This is a genomic window from Streptomyces sp. NRRL F-525 (assembly GCF_000716605.1).
In the GTDB taxonomy this organism is placed as follows: domain Bacteria; phylum Actinomycetota; class Actinomycetes; order Streptomycetales; family Streptomycetaceae; genus Streptomyces.
Genome location: NZ_JNXE01000069.1, coordinates 1 through 19896, shown reverse-complemented (window position 1 = coordinate 19896; position 19896 = coordinate 1). Strand labels below are relative to the sequence as shown.

Here is a 19896-nt window from a genome sequence, read left to right as displayed (position 1 = left end):
CGAGCGTGCGCGCTGCCGTCTCGCCAGCACGCCACCCCGGCTCAGCGGCCAACCCCCGGTGGGTGGTTGCTGGAAGCCGGGGGCAAACCTAACCACCCTCGCAGGATTTAACTGGTTAGAAATGACCCCGGCTTCCAGAGAGGGCGGGGCCGGGGGCCGGGGGTGTGTGGGGCTGGGAAGTGTGACACTTCCGCTTCGACTGTCACACTTCTGCGGACCAGGTGTCCCGGAAGGGCCGACCGATCGGCAGACGGGGGGCGCCGCCTGGGTCATCGCCCGAGCCGCCACCCAGAACCGGTTCGGGAGGTCCCCACCGGCCAGGTAGCCGCTAAGCCGGCCCGCGCGCAGGCGATACGCCAGCACGCCACCTCGCCCCCAACTTGACCTCCGACCCCACCCACTCACCGTTGGCCGCTTAGCCGGCCCGGCGTGCTGGCGGGTGGAGCGCAGCGGAATCGCCGAAGGCGACGCGTAGCGCAGCGGAGCGCCCTTTACTCGGCTCCCGCAATCCCGACACTGACAAGAAGCGGGCGGCCCGACGGTCACTTCGCAACTCCGGGTCGCAGCAACCCCTAGTCCTCCAGCGACTCCTCCAGCGCGGCCAACGCCGGGTCCAGCACGATGTCTTCGTCCCGTGCCTCGATCGTCGGCTCCTCCGGGAAGTGGCAGGCCGTGAGGTGGGCGGGGCGGTTGCCCTCGATCTGGATCAGGGGTGGTTCCTCGGTCGCGCACTTGTCCTGGGCCTTCCAGCAGCGGGTGCGGAAGCGGCAGCCGGAGGGGGGCGAGATCGGGGAGGGGACGTCGCCGGCGAGGCGGATGCGTTCGCGGCCAACCGTTTCGTTGTCGCTGAGGTTCACCTCGGGCACCGCGGAGAGCAGGGCGTGGGTGTAGGGGTGCCGGGGGCGGGTGTAGATGGAGTCGCGGTCGCCCACCTCGATGATCTTGCCGAGGTACATGACCGCCACGCGGTGCGAGAAGTGTCGTACGACTGCGAGGTCGTGGGCGATGAACAGGAACGCGATGCCGAGTTCCTTCTGGACCTCCTGGAGGAGGTTCACCACCTGGGCCTGGATCGAGACGTCCAGGGCCGAGACCGGTTCGTCCGCGACGATCAGTTTGGGTTCGAGGGCCAACGCGCGGGCTACGCCGATGCGTTGGCGTTGGCCGCCGGAGAACTCGTGCGGGAAGCGGTTGTAGTGCTCGGGGTTGAGGCCGACGATCTCCAGGAGTTCGCGGACGCGCGCCTCGCGGCCGCCTTCCGGCTGGATGTTGTTGATCTCCATGGGGCCCGAGATGATCTTGCCGACCGTCTGCCGCGGGTTCAGCGACGAGTACGGGTCCTGGAAGATCATCTGGATCTCGGAGCGGATCGGGGCCAGTTGTTTGCGGGAGGCGTGGGTGATGTCCTGGCCGCTGTAGGTGATCCGGCCCGCGCTCGGCTCCAGCAGGCGGGTGATCAGCCGGCCCGTCGTGGACTTGCCACAGCCTGATTCACCGACCAGGCCGAAGCTCTCGCCCACGTGCACGGTCAGGTCGATGCCGTCGACGGCCTGCACGGCACCGACCGTACGCCGGATCGGGAAGCCGCCCTTCACCGGAAAGTGCTTGGTCAGGCCCTCCACCACCAGCAACGGGTCGCCGGAGGCTTCCGGTACCGCGTCGCGCGGGGCGGGCAGGACGAGGTCCTCTGTCATGACGTCTCCTCCTAGCCCAGTCGGGGCTTGATCTCTTCGATGAAGATGCTGCGTTTCTGGTCCGCCGTGAGGTGGCAGGCCGAGGCGCGGTCGGGGGCGAGCAGCGGGCGTTCGGTGACACAGCGGGTGCCGCCGACCCGGTCCTGGAAGGTGCAGCGGGGGTGGAAGCGGCAGCCCGAGGGCGGGTTCAGGAGGGAGGGCGGGGCGCCGGGGATCGGGTCCAGGGGCGCGCTCAGGTCCGAGTCCAGGCGGGGCATGGAGTTCAACAGGCCCCAGGTGTAGGGGTGTTGGGGTGAGCGCAGGACCTCGTTCGTCGAGCCGCGTTCCACCGCGTTGCCCGCGTACATCACCATGATGTCGTCGGCCATGTCGGCGATCACGCCGAGGTCGTGCGTGATGAAGACGATCCCGGAGCCGAACTCCTGCTGGAGGTCCTTCAGGAGGTCGAGGATCTGGGCCTGGACCGTGACGTCGAGGGCCGTGGTCGGCTCGTCGGCGATCAGCAGGTCGGGGTCGCAGACCAGTGCCATGGCGATCATCGCGCGCTGGCGCATACCGCCGGAGAACTGGTGCGGGTAGTCCTTCGCCCGTTCCTTCGGGTTGGGGATGCCGACCTTGCCGAGCATCTCCACCGCGCGCGCCCAGGCGGCCTTCTTCGAGGCGCCCAGGTGCTTCATGTACGGCTCGGCGATCTGGCGGCCCACCGTGTAGTACGGGGAGAGCGCGGTCAGCGGGTCCTGGAAGATCATGGCGACCTTGTTGCCGCGCAGCTTCTCCATCTCGGACTCGCGGGCCGTGGTCAACTCCTGGCCGTCCAGGAGGATTTCGCCCTCGACGGTGGTGAACATCGGGTTGTGCAGGCCGAGGATCGTCAGGTTGGTGACGGACTTGCCGGAGCCCGACTCCCCCACGATGCCCAGCGTCTTGCCGCGCGCGACGTCGAAGGAGAGACCGTCGACGGCACGGACGACGCCGTCCTCGGTCTTGAAGCTGACGTGCAGGTCCCGCACCGAGAGAAAGGCACCCGCGTCGGCCGGCGAGGGAGCTCCGGCTTCCTTGGTCAATGTGGTCACGAGTGCTCCTAGGCCAGCCGCACGCGCGGGTCGATGAAGGCGTAGCAGGCGTCGACGATGATGTTGAAGAGAAGGATCATGGTGGCGGAGAACAGCATCACGCCCAGCAGCAGCGGCAGGTCGCTGTAGAACACGGCCTGGACCGCGAGGTTGCCGAGGCCCGGCAGGCTGAAGGTGTACTCGGTGATGATGGCGCCCCCGAGCAGTGCGCCCAGGTCGATGCCGAAGATGGTGACGATGGGGATCAGCGAACCGCGCCAGGCGTAGCGGAAGAAGACGTATCTGCGGGACATGCCCTTCGCCTTGGCCGTACGGACGTGTTCCTCCTGGAGCTGTTCGATCATCGCGGAGCGCGCCATACGGGTGTACTGCGCCGCGAAGATCGTGGACAGCACCACCCAGGGGATGATCAGCCCAGTGAACCAACTGACCGGGTTCGCGGTGAAGTTGTTGTACGCCGGCTTGTCGAAGATGTGGGTCTGATAGACCAGCAGCGCCAGTGCCAGCGGGCCCAGGAAGTAGATCTGCATCGAGCTGAGAACCATCGCTCCGGCCGTGGCCGTCTTGTCGATGATCGTGCCGCGCTTCCAGGCGGCGAGCAGGCCGGTGCCGAGACCGATGAGCAGGAAGAAGAAGGCGCCGCCGAGGGTGAGCGAGACCGTGGTGGGCAGCCGGTCGATGAGCGTGGCCCAGACGAGGTCGTTGGTGTGGTACGAGTACCCGAAGCACGGGGCGGGGCAGGGGCCTTGGGCGAAGCCGCTGCTGCCCATGACGAGGTTCTTCAGGAAGATCCCGTACTGCGTGCTGATCGGCTTGTCGAGGCCGAGCACGTGGTGGATGTTCGCGAGGCTGGTCGGGTTGCAGGTCTTGCCGCACATCAGCAGGCCCGGGTCGCGTGGCATCCCGAAGAACAGCAGGAACGTGACGATGCTCAGCAGGAAGAGGATGACGACGGCGCCGAGGAACCGGCGGACGAGGAAGCGCAGCATGACAGGGGCAGCTCTCTGACGTCGGCGGGCCGCCCGGCACCCGGTGCGTCGCCCCGGAGCGGGGCGGGAGCACCGGGTGCCGGACGGACGGCGGTTACTTGACGAACAGGCGACGCGGGTCGACGCCGCCGATGACGTCGTCGTAGACGAGGCCGCCGACCTTGGAACCGGCGATCTGGGTCTGCTTGTAGTACGCGGTCGGGACGAAGGCGACGAGGTCCTTCACGAGGTACTCGTCGATCTTCTCCCAGGCGGCCGCGGCCTTGACCGGGTCGGTGATCTTGTTCGCCGCGTCGATGTCGGCGTTCACCTTGGGGTCGTTGACCTGCGAGTAGTTCTGCGCACCGTCGGCGATGCCGCGTCCGTCGTAGAGCGGCGGGACGACGGTCGAGGCGGACGGCCAGTCGGCGCCCCACGCGGTGTGGAAGATGTCGTAGTTGTTGTCCAGCTTGCTGACCTGGTCGTAGTAGGTCTCGGCCGGGATCTCCTGGCGCTGGACGTTGAAGCCGGCCTTCTTCAGGCCCGCCGCCATGGCGGTGGAGTACTGCTGGCCCTCGGGGGTGTTGGTGTAGCCGAAGGTCAGCTTCATGCCGAGCTTGCCGGCCTTCTTCAGCAGCGCCTTGGCCTTCTCCGGGTCACCGGCCGGCTTCTTCTTCTTGCCGAACGGGTCGAACGCGGCGTTGTAGCCGGAGACGGTCGGGCTGATGGTGCCGCCGGCGACCTCCATCGCGTCGGTGCCGCCGAAGGCACGGAGGAACGGCGTGATGGGCAGCGCGTAGGCGATGGCCTCGCGCACCGTCTTGTCCTTCATGGCCGCGTGGCTGTTGTTGATGTTCATCTGTCCCACGTACGGCTGGTAGCCGGAGACCGTGCGGGACTTCAGCTTCGGGTCCTTGAGGACGCTGGACAGGTTGCCCGCGTCGACCTGGTTGTTGAAGCTGATGCCGGTCTGGTCCGCGCCGCTGTCCGCGAGGAGCGCCTTCGTCGACGTCTCGAACTGCTGGTTGAACGTGAAGTTGAACTGGTCCACGTACTGGTGGCGGATCGGGTCCGTCTTCGGGTCCCAGTTGGTGTTCTTCACGAGCACCATCGACTTGCCGGACTTGAACGACTGGATCTTGTACGGGCCGCTCGTCACCGGCGACTTGTCGTACTTCGCCTGGGTGTCACCCTTGGCGGAGACGACGGCGTAGCCCGCCATGGCGAGCGCGTACGGCAGGTCCGAGTGCGGCGCCTTGAAGTGGAAGATGATGGTCTTCGCGTCCGGCGTCTCCAGGACACTGCTCGGCAGGTGCTTGCCCTTGTACGGGCCGTCCGGCAGCAGCTTGCGGTAGTCGGCGCCGGAGGTGTTGGCCAGCCACTGCTGGAGGTAGGACGGGCCCTGGTTGATGAAGGGCGCGAAGAGCCGCTCGAAGGTCTGGCGGAAGTCCGCGGACGTGATCGGCGTGCCGTCGGCGAACTTGATGCCGTCCTTGAGCGTGTACTTCCAGGTCTTGCCGCCGTCCGTGGTGGTACCGGAGTCGGTGGCGAGGTCGCCGACGACCTCGTGGCCCTTGCCGTCGTTGGTCGTGGTCTTGTAGCCCGTGAGACCCCGGTGGATCAGGGTCGCGAGCGAGCCCTCGTCCGAGACGTATATCTGGGCCGGGTCGAGGTGGGCGTAGCTGTCACGCTGGAGCACCTCCATCGTGCCGCCCGACTTGGCGCCCGGTACGGCCGCGGCCGGTCCGGTGGAGTCCGCGGTGTCGCCGAACTTGATCGACTTCTGCTGTCTTGCCGCGTTCTCCTTGTCCTGCTTGTTGTTGTCGCTCGCGTCGCTGCCGCCCTTGCTGCAACCGGTGAGCACAAGAGCCCCGGCCGCGAGCACGGAGAGCGCGGCGTATACGTGGCGTCCGCCCCTACTCATCACTCAGTTTCCACCCATCTGTGTGTCACCAGTGCACAAAGGAATTCCCGTGCTGGATCGCCGTGCTGGATCGCTGTGCTGTGTTGCCGTGCGGTATCCGGGCGAGGACGCCCACCAACGGACGGTCAGCGTGCCGTCTTGGGATCGAAGGCGTCCCTGACCGAGTCCCCGAGCAGGTTGAAGGCCACGATGAAGATGATCATCGAGACACCCGGGAAGAACATGTAGGTGATGTCGTTCGACATCACGAGTTCGGTGGACGCCTTGGAGAACATCTGTCCCCAGTCCGGCGTCGGTTCGACGATGCCCACGCCCAGGTAGGACAGGCCGGCCTCGGCGGTCACGAAGCCGGGAAGCATGTACGTGGACTGCACGAGGATCGGCGTGACCACGTTCGGCAGGATCTCTCTGCTGATGATCCGCCAGGACGAGGCTCCGCTGACCCGGGCCGCCTCGATGAACTCCCGTTCGCGCAGGGCCAGACTGGTGCCGCGCAGAATGCGGGCGAGGCTCATCCAGCCCAGGAACCACTGCACCGCGATGAGCGCCACGACACGGACGTAGGTCGGCGTCTCGTCGGTCGGGCTCACGAAGAGGGAGACCACGACGGGCATGCTCGCGATGAAGAACAGCTGGGCGGGGAAGGCCAGCAGGAAGTCGATGACCCGGCTGATGAAGTAGTCGGACTTGCCGCCGAGGAAGCCGGCCGCGACGCCGAGCAGGATGCCGGTGAGGACGGTCGCGACCGTCACGCAGACGGAGATCATCAGCGAGGTGCGGATGCCGTAGAGGAGCTTGGTGAACACGTCGTAGCCGTTGCCCGGTTCGAGGCCGAACCAGAACTGGCTGCTGATCCCGCCGTTGGGCTGCAGCGGGACGCCCGCGCTGTCGAAGAGCTCGGGGCGTTCGTCCGCGTACACGGTGTACGGGTCCTTGCCGTACAGCTTGGAGATCAGTGGTGCGAGGAGCCCGACGAGGAAGAAGAAGGCCACGACGTAGGCCGAGATCACGCCGGTGCGGTCGCGCTTGAAGCGGATCCACATCAGCTGGCCGGGCGACCGGCCCTCCATCTTCTTGGCCTCGGGTTCCGCCTGCGGCCCTGGTTCGCCGTCGACGACGACCGAGGTTCCGCCGCCCTCAATGTCGATAGGACTTGTCACTGTTCGCCCATTTCACAGGTGTGGGTGTGCCGAGCGGGCGACCGGCGCAGGGTGTGCGCGATCACCGTTCGGAGCTAGGAAAGAGGTCCGGAGCGTCCCGGTGCCGCGGGAGATCCCGCAGCCGGACGCGCGTAGTTGAACGGCGGCACTAGACCGCCGGCCGACTCCTCAGAGCCAATCTCCGTATGGGCGGGCGAAGTTGCTACTGACGGACGGCGTGTCCCACCTGGCGTTCGTGACACCACGCATGGGGCTCCTCCTCATGACTCCACGTGTTCACCAACAGGAGGGGGTTCACGTCTTTCCCCCGCCACCCCTGGCGGAGGGTCAGACACCCCCTGGTGCTCGCGAGTCGGCGCCGTCCCCACGGCGCGGTGACCCATTGACCCGAGCGCTACGCGGCTAACTATCTGCCATGCGCCAGGTGCCGACCACTGTCTTTAAATCTCAATTCAGTCACAGCTCGCCCGTACATCTTCCAAAACATGGACAAACTGTTCGATGCGAGAAGGCCACGAAACGGACTTGTTACATGGGTATCGGGCGAGGATCTCCGCATTACGGACAGACCGCCTCGGGAAACGGGGCTTAATTCGGTTGCAAAAAGCCCGGGCACCCCCAAGATGGGGGCACCCGGGCTCAGTTGGCCGGTAACAGCGCCTGGAACGGCCTGCGATCGTATGCGTCAGCCGTGCTTGGCGCGGCTCGCGGAGCGGCCGCGCTCCTTCTGGTCGAGGACGACCTTGCGGATGCGAACGGCCTCTGGGGTCACCTCGACGCACTCGTCGTCGCGGCAGAACTCCAGGGACTGCTCCAGGGAGAGCTTGCGCGGCGGCACGATCGCCTCGAACGAGTCGGCGGCGGCCGAGCGCATGTTGGTGAGCTTCTTCTCCTTGGTGATGTTCACGTCCATGTCGTCGGCGCGCGAGTTCTCGCCGACGATCATGCCCTCGTACACCTCGGTGCCGGGGTCGGTGAACAGCACACCGCGCTCCTGGAGGTTCGTCATCGCAAAGGCGGTGACGGCACCGGCGCGGTCGGCGACCAGCGAGCCGTTGTTACGGGTCGTCAGCACGCCGAACCACGGCTCGTGGCCCTCGTGGATGGAGTGGGCGATGCCCGTGCCGCGCGTCCCGGTCAGGAACTCCGTACGGAAGCCGATGAGACCGCGGGACGGGACGACGAACTCGAGGCGGACCCAACCGGAGCCGTGGTTGGACATGTTGTCCATCCGGCCCTTGCGGACGCCCATGAGCTGCGTGACCGCGCCCATGTGCTCCTCGGGCACGTCGATCGTCATGCGCTCGACGGGCTCGTACGTCTTGCCCTCGACCTGCTGGGTGACGACCTGCGGCTTGCCGATGGTCAGCTCGAAGCCCTCGCGGCGCATCTGCTCGACCAGGATGGCCAGCGCCAGCTCACCGCGGCCCTGCACCTCCCAGGCGTCGGGACGCTCGGTGTCCAGCACGCGCAGCGAGACGTTACCGATCAGCTCGCGGTCCAGGCGGTCCTTGACCTGGCGGGCGGTGACCTTGCGGTCCTTGACGGCCGCCTTCGCGGTGGCGCCCTTGCCGGTGCCGCCGCGGCCGACCAGCGGCGAGGTGTTCGTACCGATGGTCATGGAGATCGCCGGCTCGTCGACCGTGATGAGCGGCAGCGCGATCGGGTTCTCGGGGTCGGCGAGGGTCTCGCCGATCATGATGTCCGGGATACCGGCCACGGCGCAGATGTCACCGGGGCCCGCCATCTCGGCCGGCTTGCGGGTGAGCGCCTCGGTCATCAGCAGCTCGGTGATGCGCACGTTGGACATCGTGCCGTCGCGCTTGATCCACGTGACGGTCTGGCCCTTGCGCAGCTCGCCCTGCTCGACGCGGAGCAGCGCGATACGGCCGAGGAAGTTGTCCGCGTCCAGGTTGGTGACGTGCGCCTGGAGGGGGGCGGCCTCGTCGAACTGCGGGGCCGGGACGTGCGACAGGATCGTGGAGAAGAAGGGCTCCAGGTTGTCGCTGTCCTGCGGGACGGTGCCGTTCTCGGGCTTGGTCAGCGAGGCCACGCCGTCACGCGCACACGCGTAGACGATGGGGAACTCGATCTGCTCCTCGTCCGCGTCCAGGTCCAGGAACAGGTCGTACGTCTCGTTGACGACCTCGTCGATCCGGGAGTCCGGGCGGTCCGTCTTGTTGATGCAGAGGATGACGGGCAGGCGCTGCTGGAGCGCCTTGCGCAGCACGAAGCGGGTCTGGGGCAGCGGGCCCTCGGACGCGTCGACGAGCAGCACCACCGCGTCCACCATCGACAGACCGCGCTCGACCTCGCCACCGAAGTCGGCGTGGCCCGGGGTGTCGATGATGTTGATGGTGATGACGTCGCCGCCATCCTTCGGGTGGTACTTCACGGCCGTGTTCTTGGCCAGGATCGTGATGCCCTTCTCACGCTCCAGATCGTTCGAGTCCATCATTCGGTCGTCGAGCGATTCGGCGGCGTGCGCGGCGAAGGCACCGGCCTGCTTCAGCATGGCGTCGACGAGGGTCGTCTTCCCGTGGTCGACGTGGGCGACGATGGCGACGTTGCGGATGTCGTGGCGCGTGGCCATATTGCGGCGAACTCCCGGAGAGTGAGGAAGGCCTGCGCGTACATCTGTGTTACGCGGACCCTGCCGGGCTGGACACGCCACGGCCTTACCCCATCGTACGTGGCGTACGGGGACGGGGCCTCCGCAGGGCCTTACGGGTGGCGGCGGGAGGGGTCAGACGCCCGTCACGGCACGGGACCCGGCGGGGCACAGTTTCGCGGCGGCGACCTTGGCCGGGGCGCCCTCGGAGGGCTCGGAGCAGGGCAGGAACCCGCCGCCGTAGGTGTCCCAGGTGTGTACGTGGCCGTGCACCGGCTGGTTCAGTCCGCAGGTATAAGTGAAGTCGGCCTCAACCAGGTCGATCGACTCCCAGGTGTAGTACGGCTGCCGGGATCCGCCGATCTCGTTGAAGAGATCCGTCTCCTCACCCCCGGCCCTCTCGGAGGGCCCGGCGAGCGGCTCGTCCGTCTTCAGGTGGGCACCCAGGGCCTTGATCACCCGGGCGGGGCCGACCCCCTCGGGCGGATGGGTCACGGTGGGGCGGTAGACGGTGCCGGAGACGGGTTCGATGACCCCCTGGTACCCGCCGTCGGCGTACGTGATCCGGTCGGGCAGCCCGGTCAGCCGCTCGACGTGCCGGATGCCGGACCAGGCGTACGTCCCGTGCGCGCAGATCGTGGCCGCGTCGGCGGACAGCCGGCCGGCACCCGCCGTGACACCACAGCCCGCCGAACCCACGCCCAGCACCACCACGGCCACCGCCGCTCCCCAACCCCGCACAGCCCACCCCCGTACGACGACCGCCGCCCCGCAAGTAGCTGCGGGACGGCGGCCGTGCTCGTCATGTGCGGGTGATGCTAATCCCTAGTCCTTGGTCGGGCTCGCCGAGGGGTGCGCGCCCTTCTTCAGGAAGCCCATGTCCTCGTAGACCGGGGTCTGGAAGCCGAAGGAGCCGGCGTTGACGACGGTCCTGCGGGCGGCCGTGAGCTGGGGGCGCTGGTAGAGGGGGATCGAGCCGGCCGCCGCCCAGATGCGGGCGTCGGCCTTGCGGACCAGGGCGGCGGACTCGTCCTGGTCGAGGGTCGAGGCGGCCTGGTCGAAGAGCTGGTCGACCTGGTCGGTGCCGACGCGGGTGTAGTTCTGCTCGACGTTCAGGGAGCCGTCCGCGGCCGGTACCGGCTTGGCGAAGATCGGGCGCGCGTCGGTGGCCGGGTAGGCGGACGCGGGCCAGGAGTAGAGGGCGAGGTCGTACTGGCCGGACGCGATGTGGTCCTTGAAGTAGCTGTCGTCGGAGACCTTGGTGATCTCCGTGCGGATGCCGACCTTCTCCAGCATCCGGGAGATGCTGTCGGCGACCGCGCCCAGCGACTCCGAACCGGTGCCGGACGGGAGCACGAAGCGGAGGGTGAGCGGCTTGCCGTCCTTGGCGAGCGGCCCGGTCTTCGCGCCGGCCGGGGCGGCCGTGCCCTTGGGGGCGTACGCGCCGGGCGCGCCGCCCTGCTTCACCTTGCGGCCGTCGTACTGCTTGCCGTCGGCGAGGTGCTTGGAGCCCTCATCACCGTGCCCGTGCTTCTTGGTGTGGTCCTGCGGGTCCTTGTTGTCCTCGCCGACGATGTACTGCCCGTCGGAACCGCCCTCGGACTCGGCCTCGTCGTCGGACTTCTTGCCCTTCTTGCCCTCGGAACCGGCCGCCTTCTCGCCCTTGTCCTTGAGCGGTCCGCCGGGCACCCAGCCGGCGTCGGCGAGCAGCGCCTGCGCCTCCGCGGTGTCGTGGTCGCCGAGCGCGCCGCTGTTGTCGGCGTACGCGGCCTGCCCGGAGAGCGCGAGGTGACTGCCGACCGGTACGGCGGGCAGACCGAGCGGCTTGAGGACGACCTTCGCCAGCTCGGTGCGGTCGAGCGCGCGGGCCACCGCACGCCGGACGCGCTCGTCGCGGAGGGGGCCTTCGGAGCCGTTCAGCGCGAGCTGCGTGTACGCGGGCTCAAGGGAGCGGCGGACGGTGAAGGCACGCAACTCGTCCTGCTGGCGCAGGTACTTGGCGAGCGCCTTGCGCTCCTTCTTGCTGAGCTTCTTCTTCTGCCGGCTCTCGTTCTTGTTCTCGTCCTTGCCAGCCGGGCTCGCGCCCTGCAGCGGGGTGCTCGTCCCCTTCGCCCGGCCCGCGAGGGCGATCCGGCTCGCGTCGGCGGGGTCGATCTCGGCCAGGTCGACCGTGCCGTCGGCGAGCGCAGCGGCCCGCTTGTCGAGCGGTACGGCGTGCAGCACGATCTCGGAGAGCTTCGCGGGCCGGCCCCACCAGTGCGGGTTGCGCGCGAGGACGATCTCCTTGTCCTTGCGGTCGACCTTCTGCAGTCCGAACGCGCCGGCGGTGACCTTCAGCTTGCGGCGCGCGCCGTCGTTGAAGGCGTCCGGGGTGCCCATGACGTCCTTGGGGTACAGCGGCGAGAACAGCGCCTTCCAGTCGGCGTACGGCCTGCTGAAGGTGACCTTGACCTCGAGGTTGTTGGCGCCGCGCTCGATCTTCTCGATGCGGTCGTAACCGGCGTTGCGCGCGGTCCAGTACGCCGAGTCCTTGCCGGACAGGGCGCGCCACTGGGCGGCGAAGTCGGCGGCTCCGATCTCGCGGCCGTCGCTCCACACGGCCTGCTGGGCCAGCTTGTAGAGGACGACCTGCTTGGGCTCGGTGTCGACGACCTTCGCGGACTCCAGGAAGTCGGCGTCCCGCTGCGGGCGTCCCTGCGCGTCGAGCCGGAACATCGCGGGCAGCACGGCCTGCGCGACGCGGGTGGTGGTGTCGTCGGCGTCCGACTGGAAGGTGTTGAGGGTCTCCGGTACGTCGTCGACGGCCCAGTTCAGGGTGCCGCCGTCGGCGACCAGGTCACGGCCGACCGGCGCGATGTCCTGCCCGGCCAGCGGCTTGCCCGATTCGTCCTCGGAACTGCACGCCGCGAGGGTGGTCACCGCGAGCGCGCCCGCGGTGAGGAAGGCGACCGAGCGCATGACCGCGCGCAGTCTGACGCCGTCGTGGGACATCACTGCTACCTCCGGTAAGCCGCGGGACTTCTGATCACTTATGGGCGTATATGGAGCTGATCAGATCTTTGCGGCCACTGAAGAGGAAACGGTTCGGCCATGAAGGGCGACACGGCGAGGGGCGCCGGGAAGCCCACCCGTGCGGCGCAATGTTCGAATCTGCCCCCGTACACACCAACGCACCCCGGCCAATCCGTGCACACCGCTTCCCACCGGTAGGTGTGGCGCGCAACACTCGCAGGCGCATGAACGTTGCCGTCCAGGGCCGACGCCCGCGGAAGTGAGGTCACGTCATGTCCGTGCACGACGAACTGACGTCAGTCCAGCGCTGTCTCGACGACCTGTTCAGGTCGGTGGGGCGGCTGGAGAACCAATTCGGCAGCGGCGGCCTGGAGATGCGCAGGGTCAAGGCCGACGCCGACCGGCTGCGCGAGAGCGTCGCGCTGCTGCGTGACGCCGCACCAGGGATCGAGCGCCCCCGGCGCCCCGATCTCGTCTCCATCCCCGACACCCCCTACGACAACACCCTGTGGACGGACTCGGACGACGAAGGACTCGGCGCCCACGACCGCCACGCACCCTGAACCGACCGGAGTCCTGACTTGGCCACTGGTACGGAACCCCAACCGAAGAGCGGCGGCGTCCACACCGGGACGCGCGCCGCGATCGACGCCCCGCATCTGCGGACCGACCGCTGGTGGCTGGCCCCGGCCGTCACCGCCGCCGGTCTGCTGGCCTTCGTCGTCTACTCGACCTGGCGGGCCTTCGCGGACTCGAACTACTACTCGGCGCCCTATGTCTCGCCGTTCTACTCGCCCTGTCTGGCCGACCGCTGCAGAACCATGCACGCGGGCCCGAACGCCGACCTCTTCGGGAGCTGGTGGGGCATCTCCCCCGCCATCATCATCCTGATCTTCCCGCTCGGCTTCCGGCTGACCTGCTACTACTACCGCAAGGCCTACTACCGCGGCTTCTGGGCCTCGCCCCCCGCCTGCGCGGTGGCCGAGCCGCACAAGAAGTACAGCGGTGAGACCCGCTTCCCGCTGATCCTGCAGAACGTCCACCGGTACTTCTTCTACGCGGCGCTCCTGGTGGCGGGCACGCTGACGTACGACACCGTGCTGACCTTCCGCGACGAGCACTACCACTGGGGCCACATGGGCCTGGGCACCCTCGTCTTCGTGGCCAACATCGTGCTGATCTGGGCGTACACCCTGTCCTGCCACTCCTGTCGGCACATCGTCGGCGGCAAGCTCAAGCACTTCTCCAGGCATCCCGTGCGCTACAAGGCGTGGAAGTTCGTCGGGAAGCTGAACAACCGTCACATGCAGCTGGCCTGGGCGTCGTTGATCAGCGTCGCGGCTGCCGACTTCTACGTGTACCTGGTCGCATCCGGAGCTTTCAATGATCCGCGCTTCTTTTAGATTGGATGGGGCCTTCTGATGTCCGTGGTCGAGCGACAGGAGTGGGACGTCGTCGTGGTCGGTGCCGGTGGCGCCGGTCTGCGGGCCGCCATCGAGGCGCGCGAGCGCGGTGCCCGTACGGCGGTGATCTGCAAGTCGCTGTTCGGCAAGGCCCACACGGTGATGGCCGAGGGCGGCATCGCGGCGGCGATGGCCAACGTCAACGAGCACGACAACTGGCAGGTCCACTTCCGCGACACCCTGCGCGGCGGCAAGTTCCTCAACCAGTGGCGCATGTCGGAGCTGCACGCGAAGGAAGCCCCGGACCGGGTATGGGAGTTGGAGACCTGGGGCGCCCTCTTCGACCGTACTAAGGACGGCAAGATCTCCCAGCGGAACTTCGGCGGCCACGAGTACCCGCGCCTCGCACACGTCGGCGACCGTACGGGACTTGAGCTGATCCGCACGCTCCAGCAGAAGATCGTGTCGCTCCAGCAGGAGGACCACAAGGAGACCGGTGACTACGAGTCCCGCCTGAAGGTCTATCAGGAGTGCACCGTCACAAGGGTGTTGAAGGACGGCAGCCGGGTCTCCGGGGTCTTCGCCTACGAGCGCGAGACGGGCCGCTTCATGGTCCTCGAAGCCCCCTCCGTGGTGATCGCGACGGGCGGGATCGGCAAGTCCTTCAAGGTGACGTCGAATTCGTGGGAGTACACGGGCGACGGGCACGCGCTGGCGCTGCTCGCCGGGGCGCCGCTGCTCAACATGGAGTTCGTGCAGTTCCACCCGACGGGCATGGTCTGGCCGCCGTCCGTGAAGGGCATCCTCGTCACCGAGTCGGTGCGCGGTGACGGCGGGGTGCTGCGCAACTCCGAGGGCAAGCGGTTCATGTTCGACTACATCCCCGACGTCTTCAAGGAGAAGTACGCCGAGTCGGAGGCCGAGGGCGACCGCTGGTACGAGGACCCCGACACCAACCGCCGTCCCCCCGAACTGCTCCCCCGCGACGAGGTCGCCCGCGCCATCAACTCCGAGGTGAAGGCGGGCCGCGGCTCACCGCACGGCGGGGTCTTCCTGGACGTGTCGACGCGGATGCCGGCGGAGGTCATCCGGCGCCGACTCCCGTCCATGTACCACCAGTTCAAGGAGTTGGCCGACGTCGACATCACGGCGGAGGCGATGGAGGTCGGGCCGACCTGTCACTACGTGATGGGCGGCATCGCGGTCGACTCGGACACCGCGGCGGCACGCGGAGTGGAGGGCCTGTTCGCGGCCGGTGAGGTGGCCGGCGGCATGCACGGCTCCAACCGGCTCGGCGGCAACTCCCTGTCCGACCTGCTGGTGTTCGGCCGCCGGGCGGGCTGGCACGCGGCGGACCACGCGGCGGACCTGGCGGACAGCCGCCCGCTGGTGGACGACACGGAGGTCGACCTGGCGGCGGCGGAAGCCCTGCGCCCGTTCTCGGCGGAGGGCCCGGAACCCGGCCAGGAGAACGGCCGTCCGCCGGAGAACCCGTACACCCTCCACCAGGAACTCCAGCAGACCATGAACGACCTCGTCGGCATCATCCGCCGCGAGGGCGAGATGGAACAGGCGCTGGAGAAACTCGCCGACTTGCGCGTACGAGCCCGCCGCGCCGGGGTCGAGGGCCACCGGCAGTTCAACCCGGGCTGGCATCTCGCGCTGGACCTGCGGAACATGCTGCTGGTCAGCGAGTGTGTGGCGCGGGCCGCGCTGGAGCGCACGGAGTCGCGCGGCGGGCACACCCGCGAGGACCACCCCGGCATGAACCGCGACTGGCGCCGCATCAACCTGATCTGCCAACTGACCCATCCCAACGGCGGGTTGGCGGCCACCGACCCGGTGTCCGGCCAGATCAGCCTGACCCGCGAGACGACCGAACCCATCCGCGCCGACCTGCTCGCCCTCTTCGAGAAGGAAGAGCTGGTCAAGTACCTCGCCGAAGAGGAGCTCTACGAGTGAGCAGCTACGAGGCCCGCTTCAAGGTGTGGCGGGGGGACGTCGAGGGCGGCGGCCTGGAGGACTACAAGGTCGAGGTCAACGACGGCGAGGTGATCCTCGACATCATCCACCGCATCCAGGCCACCCAGGCCTCCGACCTCGCCGTGCGCTGGAACTGCAAGGCGGGCAAGTGCGGTTCGTGCTCGGCGGAGATCAACGGCCGTCCCCGGCTGATGTGCATGACCCGCATGTCGACGTTCACCCGCGAGGAAACGATCACCGTCACACCGCTCCGCGCCTTCCCCGTCGTCCGCGACCTCGTCACGGACGTCGGCTTCAACTACCAGAAGGCCAGGGAGGTTCCGGCGTTCGTACCGCCGGAGGGGGTCGCGCCCGGCGAGTACCGGATGATGCAGGAGGACGTCGACCGCTCGCAGGAGTTCCGCAAGTGCATCGAGTGCTTCCTGTGCCAGGACACGTGCCATGTCGTGCGCGACCACGAGGAGAACAAGACGGCGTTCGCCGGACCCCGATTCCTCATGCGGGTCGCGGAGTTGGACATGCACCCGCTGGACGCGGCGGCCGAGAGCGGCCTCGACCGCAAGAAGACCGCCCAGGACGAACACGGCCTCGGCTACTGCAACATCACCAAGTGCTGCACCGAGGTCTGCCCCGAGGGCATCCACATCACGGACAACGCGCTGATTCCCTTGAAGGAAAGGGCAGTTGACCGGAAGTACGACCCGTTGGTGTGGCTGGGGTCGAAGATCAGGAGGCGTTCTTCGTAGGGTGGGCGCGGTCTGGGGCCGGCTGTTCTCGTCGCTCGTCTCCCCACGCGTAGCGCTCCGCGTCCCGGAGCCAGGCCAGATACCAGCCCGCGAAGCCGGCTCGGGCGCCCTGCAACGGCACGATGCCCTCGTCGGCGGCCCGGAGGTCGTCCCAAAGTGTGCCGCGCCGGGGGCCGTTGAGGACGAGAAGCGTGAAGTAGCCGCAGCCTTGGTGATTCAGACAGAGGGTGCCGACCGCGAGCTGTTCGTCCAGGGTGTCGTACTCCCGCTCCCAGGTCTCGTACGCCGCCCGCCGCTCCCGCTCGTCGGCGGGTGCTCCCGGCGCGCCGTCGTACGGCTCGACGTCCGAGTGGGCGGCGAGGCGGTCGGCGAAGTCCTGGTCGACGACGGGCGGTTCGGTGCCGTTGCGCCAGGGCTCGCGTTCCGGGTCGGGGCGGAGCAGCCCGTACGCGGGGCCCGCCCCGCTCGCACCGACCTCCAGCAGGAAGGTCCGGTACTCGTCGGGCAGACGGATGCCCAACCGGGCCTCGATGTCGGCGACTTGATGCCCGGTCAGGACGTCTGCCGGCTCGAAGGCATGCTCGTGCGCGCCGAACACCTTGTCCCGGTGCGGAGCCGCGCTCAGCGCCAGGACCCGCTCGCGTACGCCCGCCCAGACGTCGACGCCGGTCACGTCCGCGCCGCGAGGGACAGCGCCTGCTGGAGGTTGTGTTCCGCGATGCCGCGCATGAACTCCGGGTCGGGGAAGTCCCCGACGTCCAGGAGACGGAGGGGGCCGGCCACTAGGGAGAGGTGCATCGCCAGGCGGTAGAGGCGTAGGCGGTTGGCGTCGAGGGCCGGGGTGTCCTCGGTGCGCAGGGCGTCGTAGTGGGGGCCGAAGCGCAGGCGGAGGAAGGCGTGTTCCCACTCGGCGTCGAAGTACATCAGGCCCTCGATGTCGATGAGGGCGAGGTCGCCGTCGGGGGTCACGCGGACGTGGTCGGGGCCGAGTTCGCCGTGGATGAGGGTGGGGGGTCCGGTGCGGGGTCGGACTTGGGAGGCCAACGTGCGTATCGCATCGCACAGTTGGGGGTGGGCGGCTGCTGCTCGTGGGTCGCGTGCCGGTAGTTCGTCGAGGTCGCTCAGGGCTCGTTCGGCTACGACCGCCTCGCACGAACCGCCGTACGAGGAACCGCCGTTGTCCACGACCGCGACCTTCCCGAAGCGCGGGCCCGTGCAGGCGTGCAGGGTGTTGAGGAGGGCCGCCGTCCGCTTCAGCGCCTCTGTCTTTGATACGGCGGGCAGGTCGCCGTCCAGCAGGTCCTCCAGGGTGCCGCCCGGGAGGTCCTCGACGATCGCCACGTCCGCCGGGAGGTGGGTGTGCGTGGGGTCGGCGTGGAGGAGGCGCGGGGCGCGGACGCCGGCTGCGGCGAGGCGGTTGGCCGCGGCGGTGAAGAGGGTGAGGCCGGAGGCGTGGGAGAAGGGGTCGCGGGGGTCGCCGGGGCCCGCGTCCCAGAGGTCCTCGTCCGGGGACCAGACGTAGGCCACGGCGGTCGAACCGTCCCGGAAGGCGAGGCGGTAGACGCCCTTCTTCGAACCGCCCCGGAGGCGGGTGACAGCCGTCGGGGTGCGGTTGAGGGCGGCGCGGGCCGGCGGGGCCAGGTCGGCGAGGGTGAGTTCCTTGCGGGTGGCGGTCACAGGGTTCCGGGGCGCTGCGCGCGCCACTGCAGTACACCGCCGAGGATGATCAGTGCGAACGCCGTCGCGCCGCCCAGGTTGTCCATCGTCAGGGAATCCGCCCACCAGTGCAGGGACAGGCCGGTCCCCATGCCCAGCGCCGAGGTCAGCGCGCCGAGTCCCCACAACTCGGGCCGTACGACCCTGCCTCGCGCCGGCGGCGGCATCCAGCCGGTCGCCACCGTGAAGACTCCGAGTACCGCCATCAGCAGCAAGGCCACCGCGGCCAGCCATGTCAACACCATCGCCCACCATCCCCCGTCGGACGTGACAGATCATCGCATCCTCGGCTGTGAACAGCGCCGTGTTTTCAGCACACTTGACCTCGTGCTCAACGCACCCAGCCCTCCCGGTACGCCGTCCAGTCCGCCTCCGTCGCCGCGAAGTCGACGTACAGGGCGACGCCGAAGTTCGTACGGTGCGCGTCCGTGCGGGACAGGCCGAGGCGGACGCCGCGTACGGCGGCGGGGACGGTCTCGGCGGAGCCGCGGTGGCCGAAGCGGTTCTCGTGGTAGAAGGGCAGGCCCATGAGGAGGTCGGTGTCGTCCGGGGTGACCTCCAGGGCGAGGGAGGTCTGCTGGGCGACGTAGCCGCCGTAGAGGCTCTGGAGGGGTTGCATCGTGTCGTACGACATGACGGCGATCTGGTCGACCCGGCGGGCGACCTGGCCGAAGTACGCCTGGGACCACCACTTGGGGTGGTTGGTGACGGTGCCCCAGAAGGAGTGGAAGGCGGGGAGGGGGTCGATCTGGTGGGCGGCGACGGAGAGTTGGGCGTTGTTGGCCTGGGTGACCTCGTGGAGTCTGTCGAGGAGGTCGAGGTAGTCGGCGTCGCCCGAGTGGAGGGGTTCCAGGTCGAAGTGGGCGCCCTCGAAGCCGGCGGCGAGGATCTGGCGGGTCGAGGTGACGACGGCGGTACGGGTCGCGGGGTTCTGCAGGCGCAGGCCGTCCGGGCTCTCGGTGGCGAGCTTGTCACCCAGCCAGGCCTGCACCCGGACCCCGGGCAGTTCCCTGTGCACCGACTCGATCAGCCATGCCGCCCTCGGGTAGTCCGACTCCGGGAGGGTGCCGTCGTGCTCCAGGGGGCCTGAATGGACGTACAGGTCCCGGATACCGGTGCTTTTGAGCCTCCTGGCCAGCGCTGCCAAGTCCGCGTCGGTCTTACGCCCGTCCACCCAGGCGTGCCCCAGCCAGATCGCGTCCTGACCCCGGGTGTACGTACCGTCGGCTGGCTCACCGGTGTAATTCAGGCGCAGGGCGATCTCGGCACCGAGGGCGGGCAGCAACAGGGCAAGCACAAACGCGACGAGGCTCCGCCGAACCCACTTGGTTTTCCCACCCCGCCCACCCGTACTGCTTTCGTCGTCGGGTGCGGGTGGCCCTTGTGGGGGTACGCCGCCGTCGGCGACCTCGGGTGGATCGGTCGCCGCAGGCGCGTCCGTCGCCGCAGGCGCGTCCGTCGCCGCAGGCGCGTCCGTCGCCGCAGGCGCGTCCGTCGCTTCGCTCCCGCCGCGCCTCCCGATCTCCGGTTCCCCTTCCCCCACACCCCCTCGCCCCGAGCCCATCCCCGACTCCGACCCCGAACCCGAACCCGAACCCCCTACACG

General features: G+C 68.5%; 16 protein-coding genes. 4 read left to right on the top strand and 12 right to left on the bottom strand.

The features are described from left to right. Window positions 1-572: 572 nt before the first annotated feature. From OO69_RS46960 to OO69_RS46925, 8 genes are all read right to left on the bottom strand, one after another. Window positions 573-1694 carry an ABC transporter ATP-binding protein gene (locus OO69_RS46960; RefSeq protein WP_033287178.1) on the bottom strand — a complete coding sequence of 374 codons (1122 nt, stop codon included), beginning with the start codon at window positions 1692-1694 and terminating at the stop codon, window positions 573-575. Between the two features lie 11 nt (window positions 1695-1705). Next, window positions 1706-2767 (bottom strand): ABC transporter ATP-binding protein, encoded by a 1062-nt coding sequence (locus OO69_RS46955; protein WP_033287177.1) that lies wholly within the window; start codon window positions 2765-2767, stop codon window positions 1706-1708. Window positions 2768-2775: 8 nt separating this feature from the next. After that, entirely contained in the window at window positions 2776-3756 is a 981-nt protein-coding gene (locus tag OO69_RS46950; protein ID WP_033287176.1) for an ABC transporter permease, read from the bottom strand. A 94-nt stretch (window positions 3757-3850) separates the two neighbouring features. Beyond that, window positions 3851-5659, bottom strand: a complete 1809-nt coding sequence (locus tag OO69_RS46945) for an ABC transporter substrate-binding protein (protein WP_033287175.1) — start codon at window positions 5657-5659, stop codon at window positions 3851-3853. Window positions 5660-5784: 125 nt separating this feature from the next. Then, entirely contained in the window at window positions 5785-6819 is a 1035-nt protein-coding gene (locus OO69_RS46940; protein WP_033287174.1) for an ABC transporter permease, read from the bottom strand. A gap of 685 nt (window positions 6820-7504) precedes the next feature. Further along, window positions 7505-9412, bottom strand: coding sequence for a translational GTPase TypA (typA, locus tag OO69_RS46935; protein WP_033287173.1), 1908 nt, complete (start codon window positions 9410-9412; stop codon window positions 7505-7507). 153 nt (window positions 9413-9565) lie between these two features. After that, window positions 9566-10150 carry a hypothetical protein gene (locus tag OO69_RS46930; protein ID WP_078652907.1) on the bottom strand — a complete coding sequence of 195 codons (585 nt, stop codon included), beginning with the start codon at window positions 10148-10150 and terminating at the stop codon, window positions 9566-9568. A 105-nt stretch (window positions 10151-10255) separates the two neighbouring features. Continuing rightward, the gene (locus OO69_RS46925) at window positions 10256-12421 is read right to left on the bottom strand and encodes an ABC transporter family substrate-binding protein (RefSeq protein ID WP_033287171.1); all 2166 of its coding nucleotides are present in this window, start codon (window positions 12419-12421) and stop codon (window positions 10256-10258) included. 293 nt (window positions 12422-12714) lie between these two features. Here OO69_RS46925 and OO69_RS46920 point away from each other — a divergent pair, with 293 nt between their 5' ends. From OO69_RS46920 to OO69_RS46905, 4 genes are read left to right on the top strand one after another with little or no spacing between them, the layout of a single operon-like run. Beyond that, window positions 12715-13005: a hypothetical protein gene (locus tag OO69_RS46920; RefSeq protein ID WP_019058435.1), complete on the top strand. Its 291-nt coding sequence runs from the start codon at window positions 12715-12717 to the stop codon at window positions 13003-13005. An 18-nt stretch (window positions 13006-13023) separates the two neighbouring features. After that, complete coding sequence (locus OO69_RS46915) at window positions 13024-13845, top strand: hypothetical protein (protein WP_033287170.1); 822 nt, start codon at window positions 13024-13026, stop codon at window positions 13843-13845. An 18-nt stretch (window positions 13846-13863) separates the two neighbouring features. Then, window positions 13864-15807, top strand: a complete 1944-nt coding sequence (locus OO69_RS46910) for a fumarate reductase/succinate dehydrogenase flavoprotein subunit (RefSeq protein WP_033287169.1) — start codon at window positions 13864-13866, stop codon at window positions 15805-15807. Continuing rightward, window positions 15804-16574, top strand: a complete 771-nt coding sequence (locus OO69_RS46905; RefSeq protein ID WP_033287168.1) for a succinate dehydrogenase/fumarate reductase iron-sulfur subunit — start codon at window positions 15804-15806, stop codon at window positions 16572-16574. Before OO69_RS46910 ends, OO69_RS46905 begins: the two co-directional genes overlap by 4 nt. Here the strand turns inward: OO69_RS46905 and OO69_RS46900 are convergent. The 4 genes from OO69_RS46900 to OO69_RS46885 all read right to left on the bottom strand — a co-directional run bounded on the left by OO69_RS46900 (window position 16555) and on the right by OO69_RS46885 (window position 19854). Next, the gene (locus tag OO69_RS46900) at window positions 16555-17247 is read right to left on the bottom strand and encodes an SMI1/KNR4 family protein (RefSeq protein WP_051801829.1); all 693 of its coding nucleotides are present in this window, start codon (window positions 17245-17247) and stop codon (window positions 16555-16557) included. The genes OO69_RS46905 and OO69_RS46900 overlap by 20 nt on opposite strands. Then, window positions 17244-18251, bottom strand: a complete 1008-nt coding sequence (locus OO69_RS46895) for a phosphotransferase family protein (RefSeq protein WP_033287167.1) — start codon at window positions 18249-18251, stop codon at window positions 17244-17246. The genes OO69_RS46900 and OO69_RS46895 overlap by 4 nt, the downstream gene beginning before the upstream one ends. Next, window positions 18248-18535, bottom strand: a complete 288-nt coding sequence (locus OO69_RS46890; RefSeq protein WP_033287166.1) for a hypothetical protein — start codon at window positions 18533-18535, stop codon at window positions 18248-18250. Before OO69_RS46890 ends, OO69_RS46895 begins: the two co-directional genes overlap by 4 nt. An 86-nt stretch (window positions 18536-18621) precedes the next feature. Beyond that, window positions 18622-19854, bottom strand: coding sequence for a hypothetical protein (locus OO69_RS46885; RefSeq protein ID WP_420707974.1), 1233 nt, complete (start codon window positions 19852-19854; stop codon window positions 18622-18624). Window positions 19855-19896: the final 42 nt, after the last annotated feature.

Excerpts from the sequence above, each read along its gene's own strand:
- OO69_RS46890 (WP_033287166.1), bottom strand. The coding sequence starts at position 18,535 with ATGGTGTTGACATGGCTGGCCGCGGTGGCCTTGCTGCTGATGGCGGTA.
- OO69_RS46920 (WP_019058435.1), top strand. The coding sequence starts at position 12,715 with ATGTCCGTGCACGACGAACTGACGTCAGTCCAGCGCTGTCTCGACGAC.
- OO69_RS46910 (WP_033287169.1), top strand. The coding sequence starts at position 13,864 with ATGTCCGTGGTCGAGCGACAGGAGTGGGACGTCGTCGTGGTCGGTGCC.
- typA (WP_033287173.1), bottom strand. The coding sequence starts at position 9,412 with ATGGCCACGCGCCACGACATCCGCAACGTCGCCATCGTCGCCCACGTC.
- OO69_RS46960 (WP_033287178.1), bottom strand. The coding sequence starts at position 1,694 with ATGACAGAGGACCTCGTCCTGCCCGCCCCGCGCGACGCGGTACCGGAA.
- OO69_RS46885 (WP_420707974.1), bottom strand. The coding sequence starts at position 19,854 with ATGGGCTCGGGGCGAGGGGGTGTGGGGGAAGGGGAACCGGAGATCGGG.
- OO69_RS46945 (WP_033287175.1), bottom strand. The coding sequence starts at position 5,659 with ATGAGTAGGGGCGGACGCCACGTATACGCCGCGCTCTCCGTGCTCGCG.
- OO69_RS46950 (WP_033287176.1), bottom strand. The coding sequence starts at position 3,756 with ATGCTGCGCTTCCTCGTCCGCCGGTTCCTCGGCGCCGTCGTCATCCTC.
- OO69_RS46925 (WP_033287171.1), bottom strand. The coding sequence starts at position 12,421 with ATGTCCCACGACGGCGTCAGACTGCGCGCGGTCATGCGCTCGGTCGCC.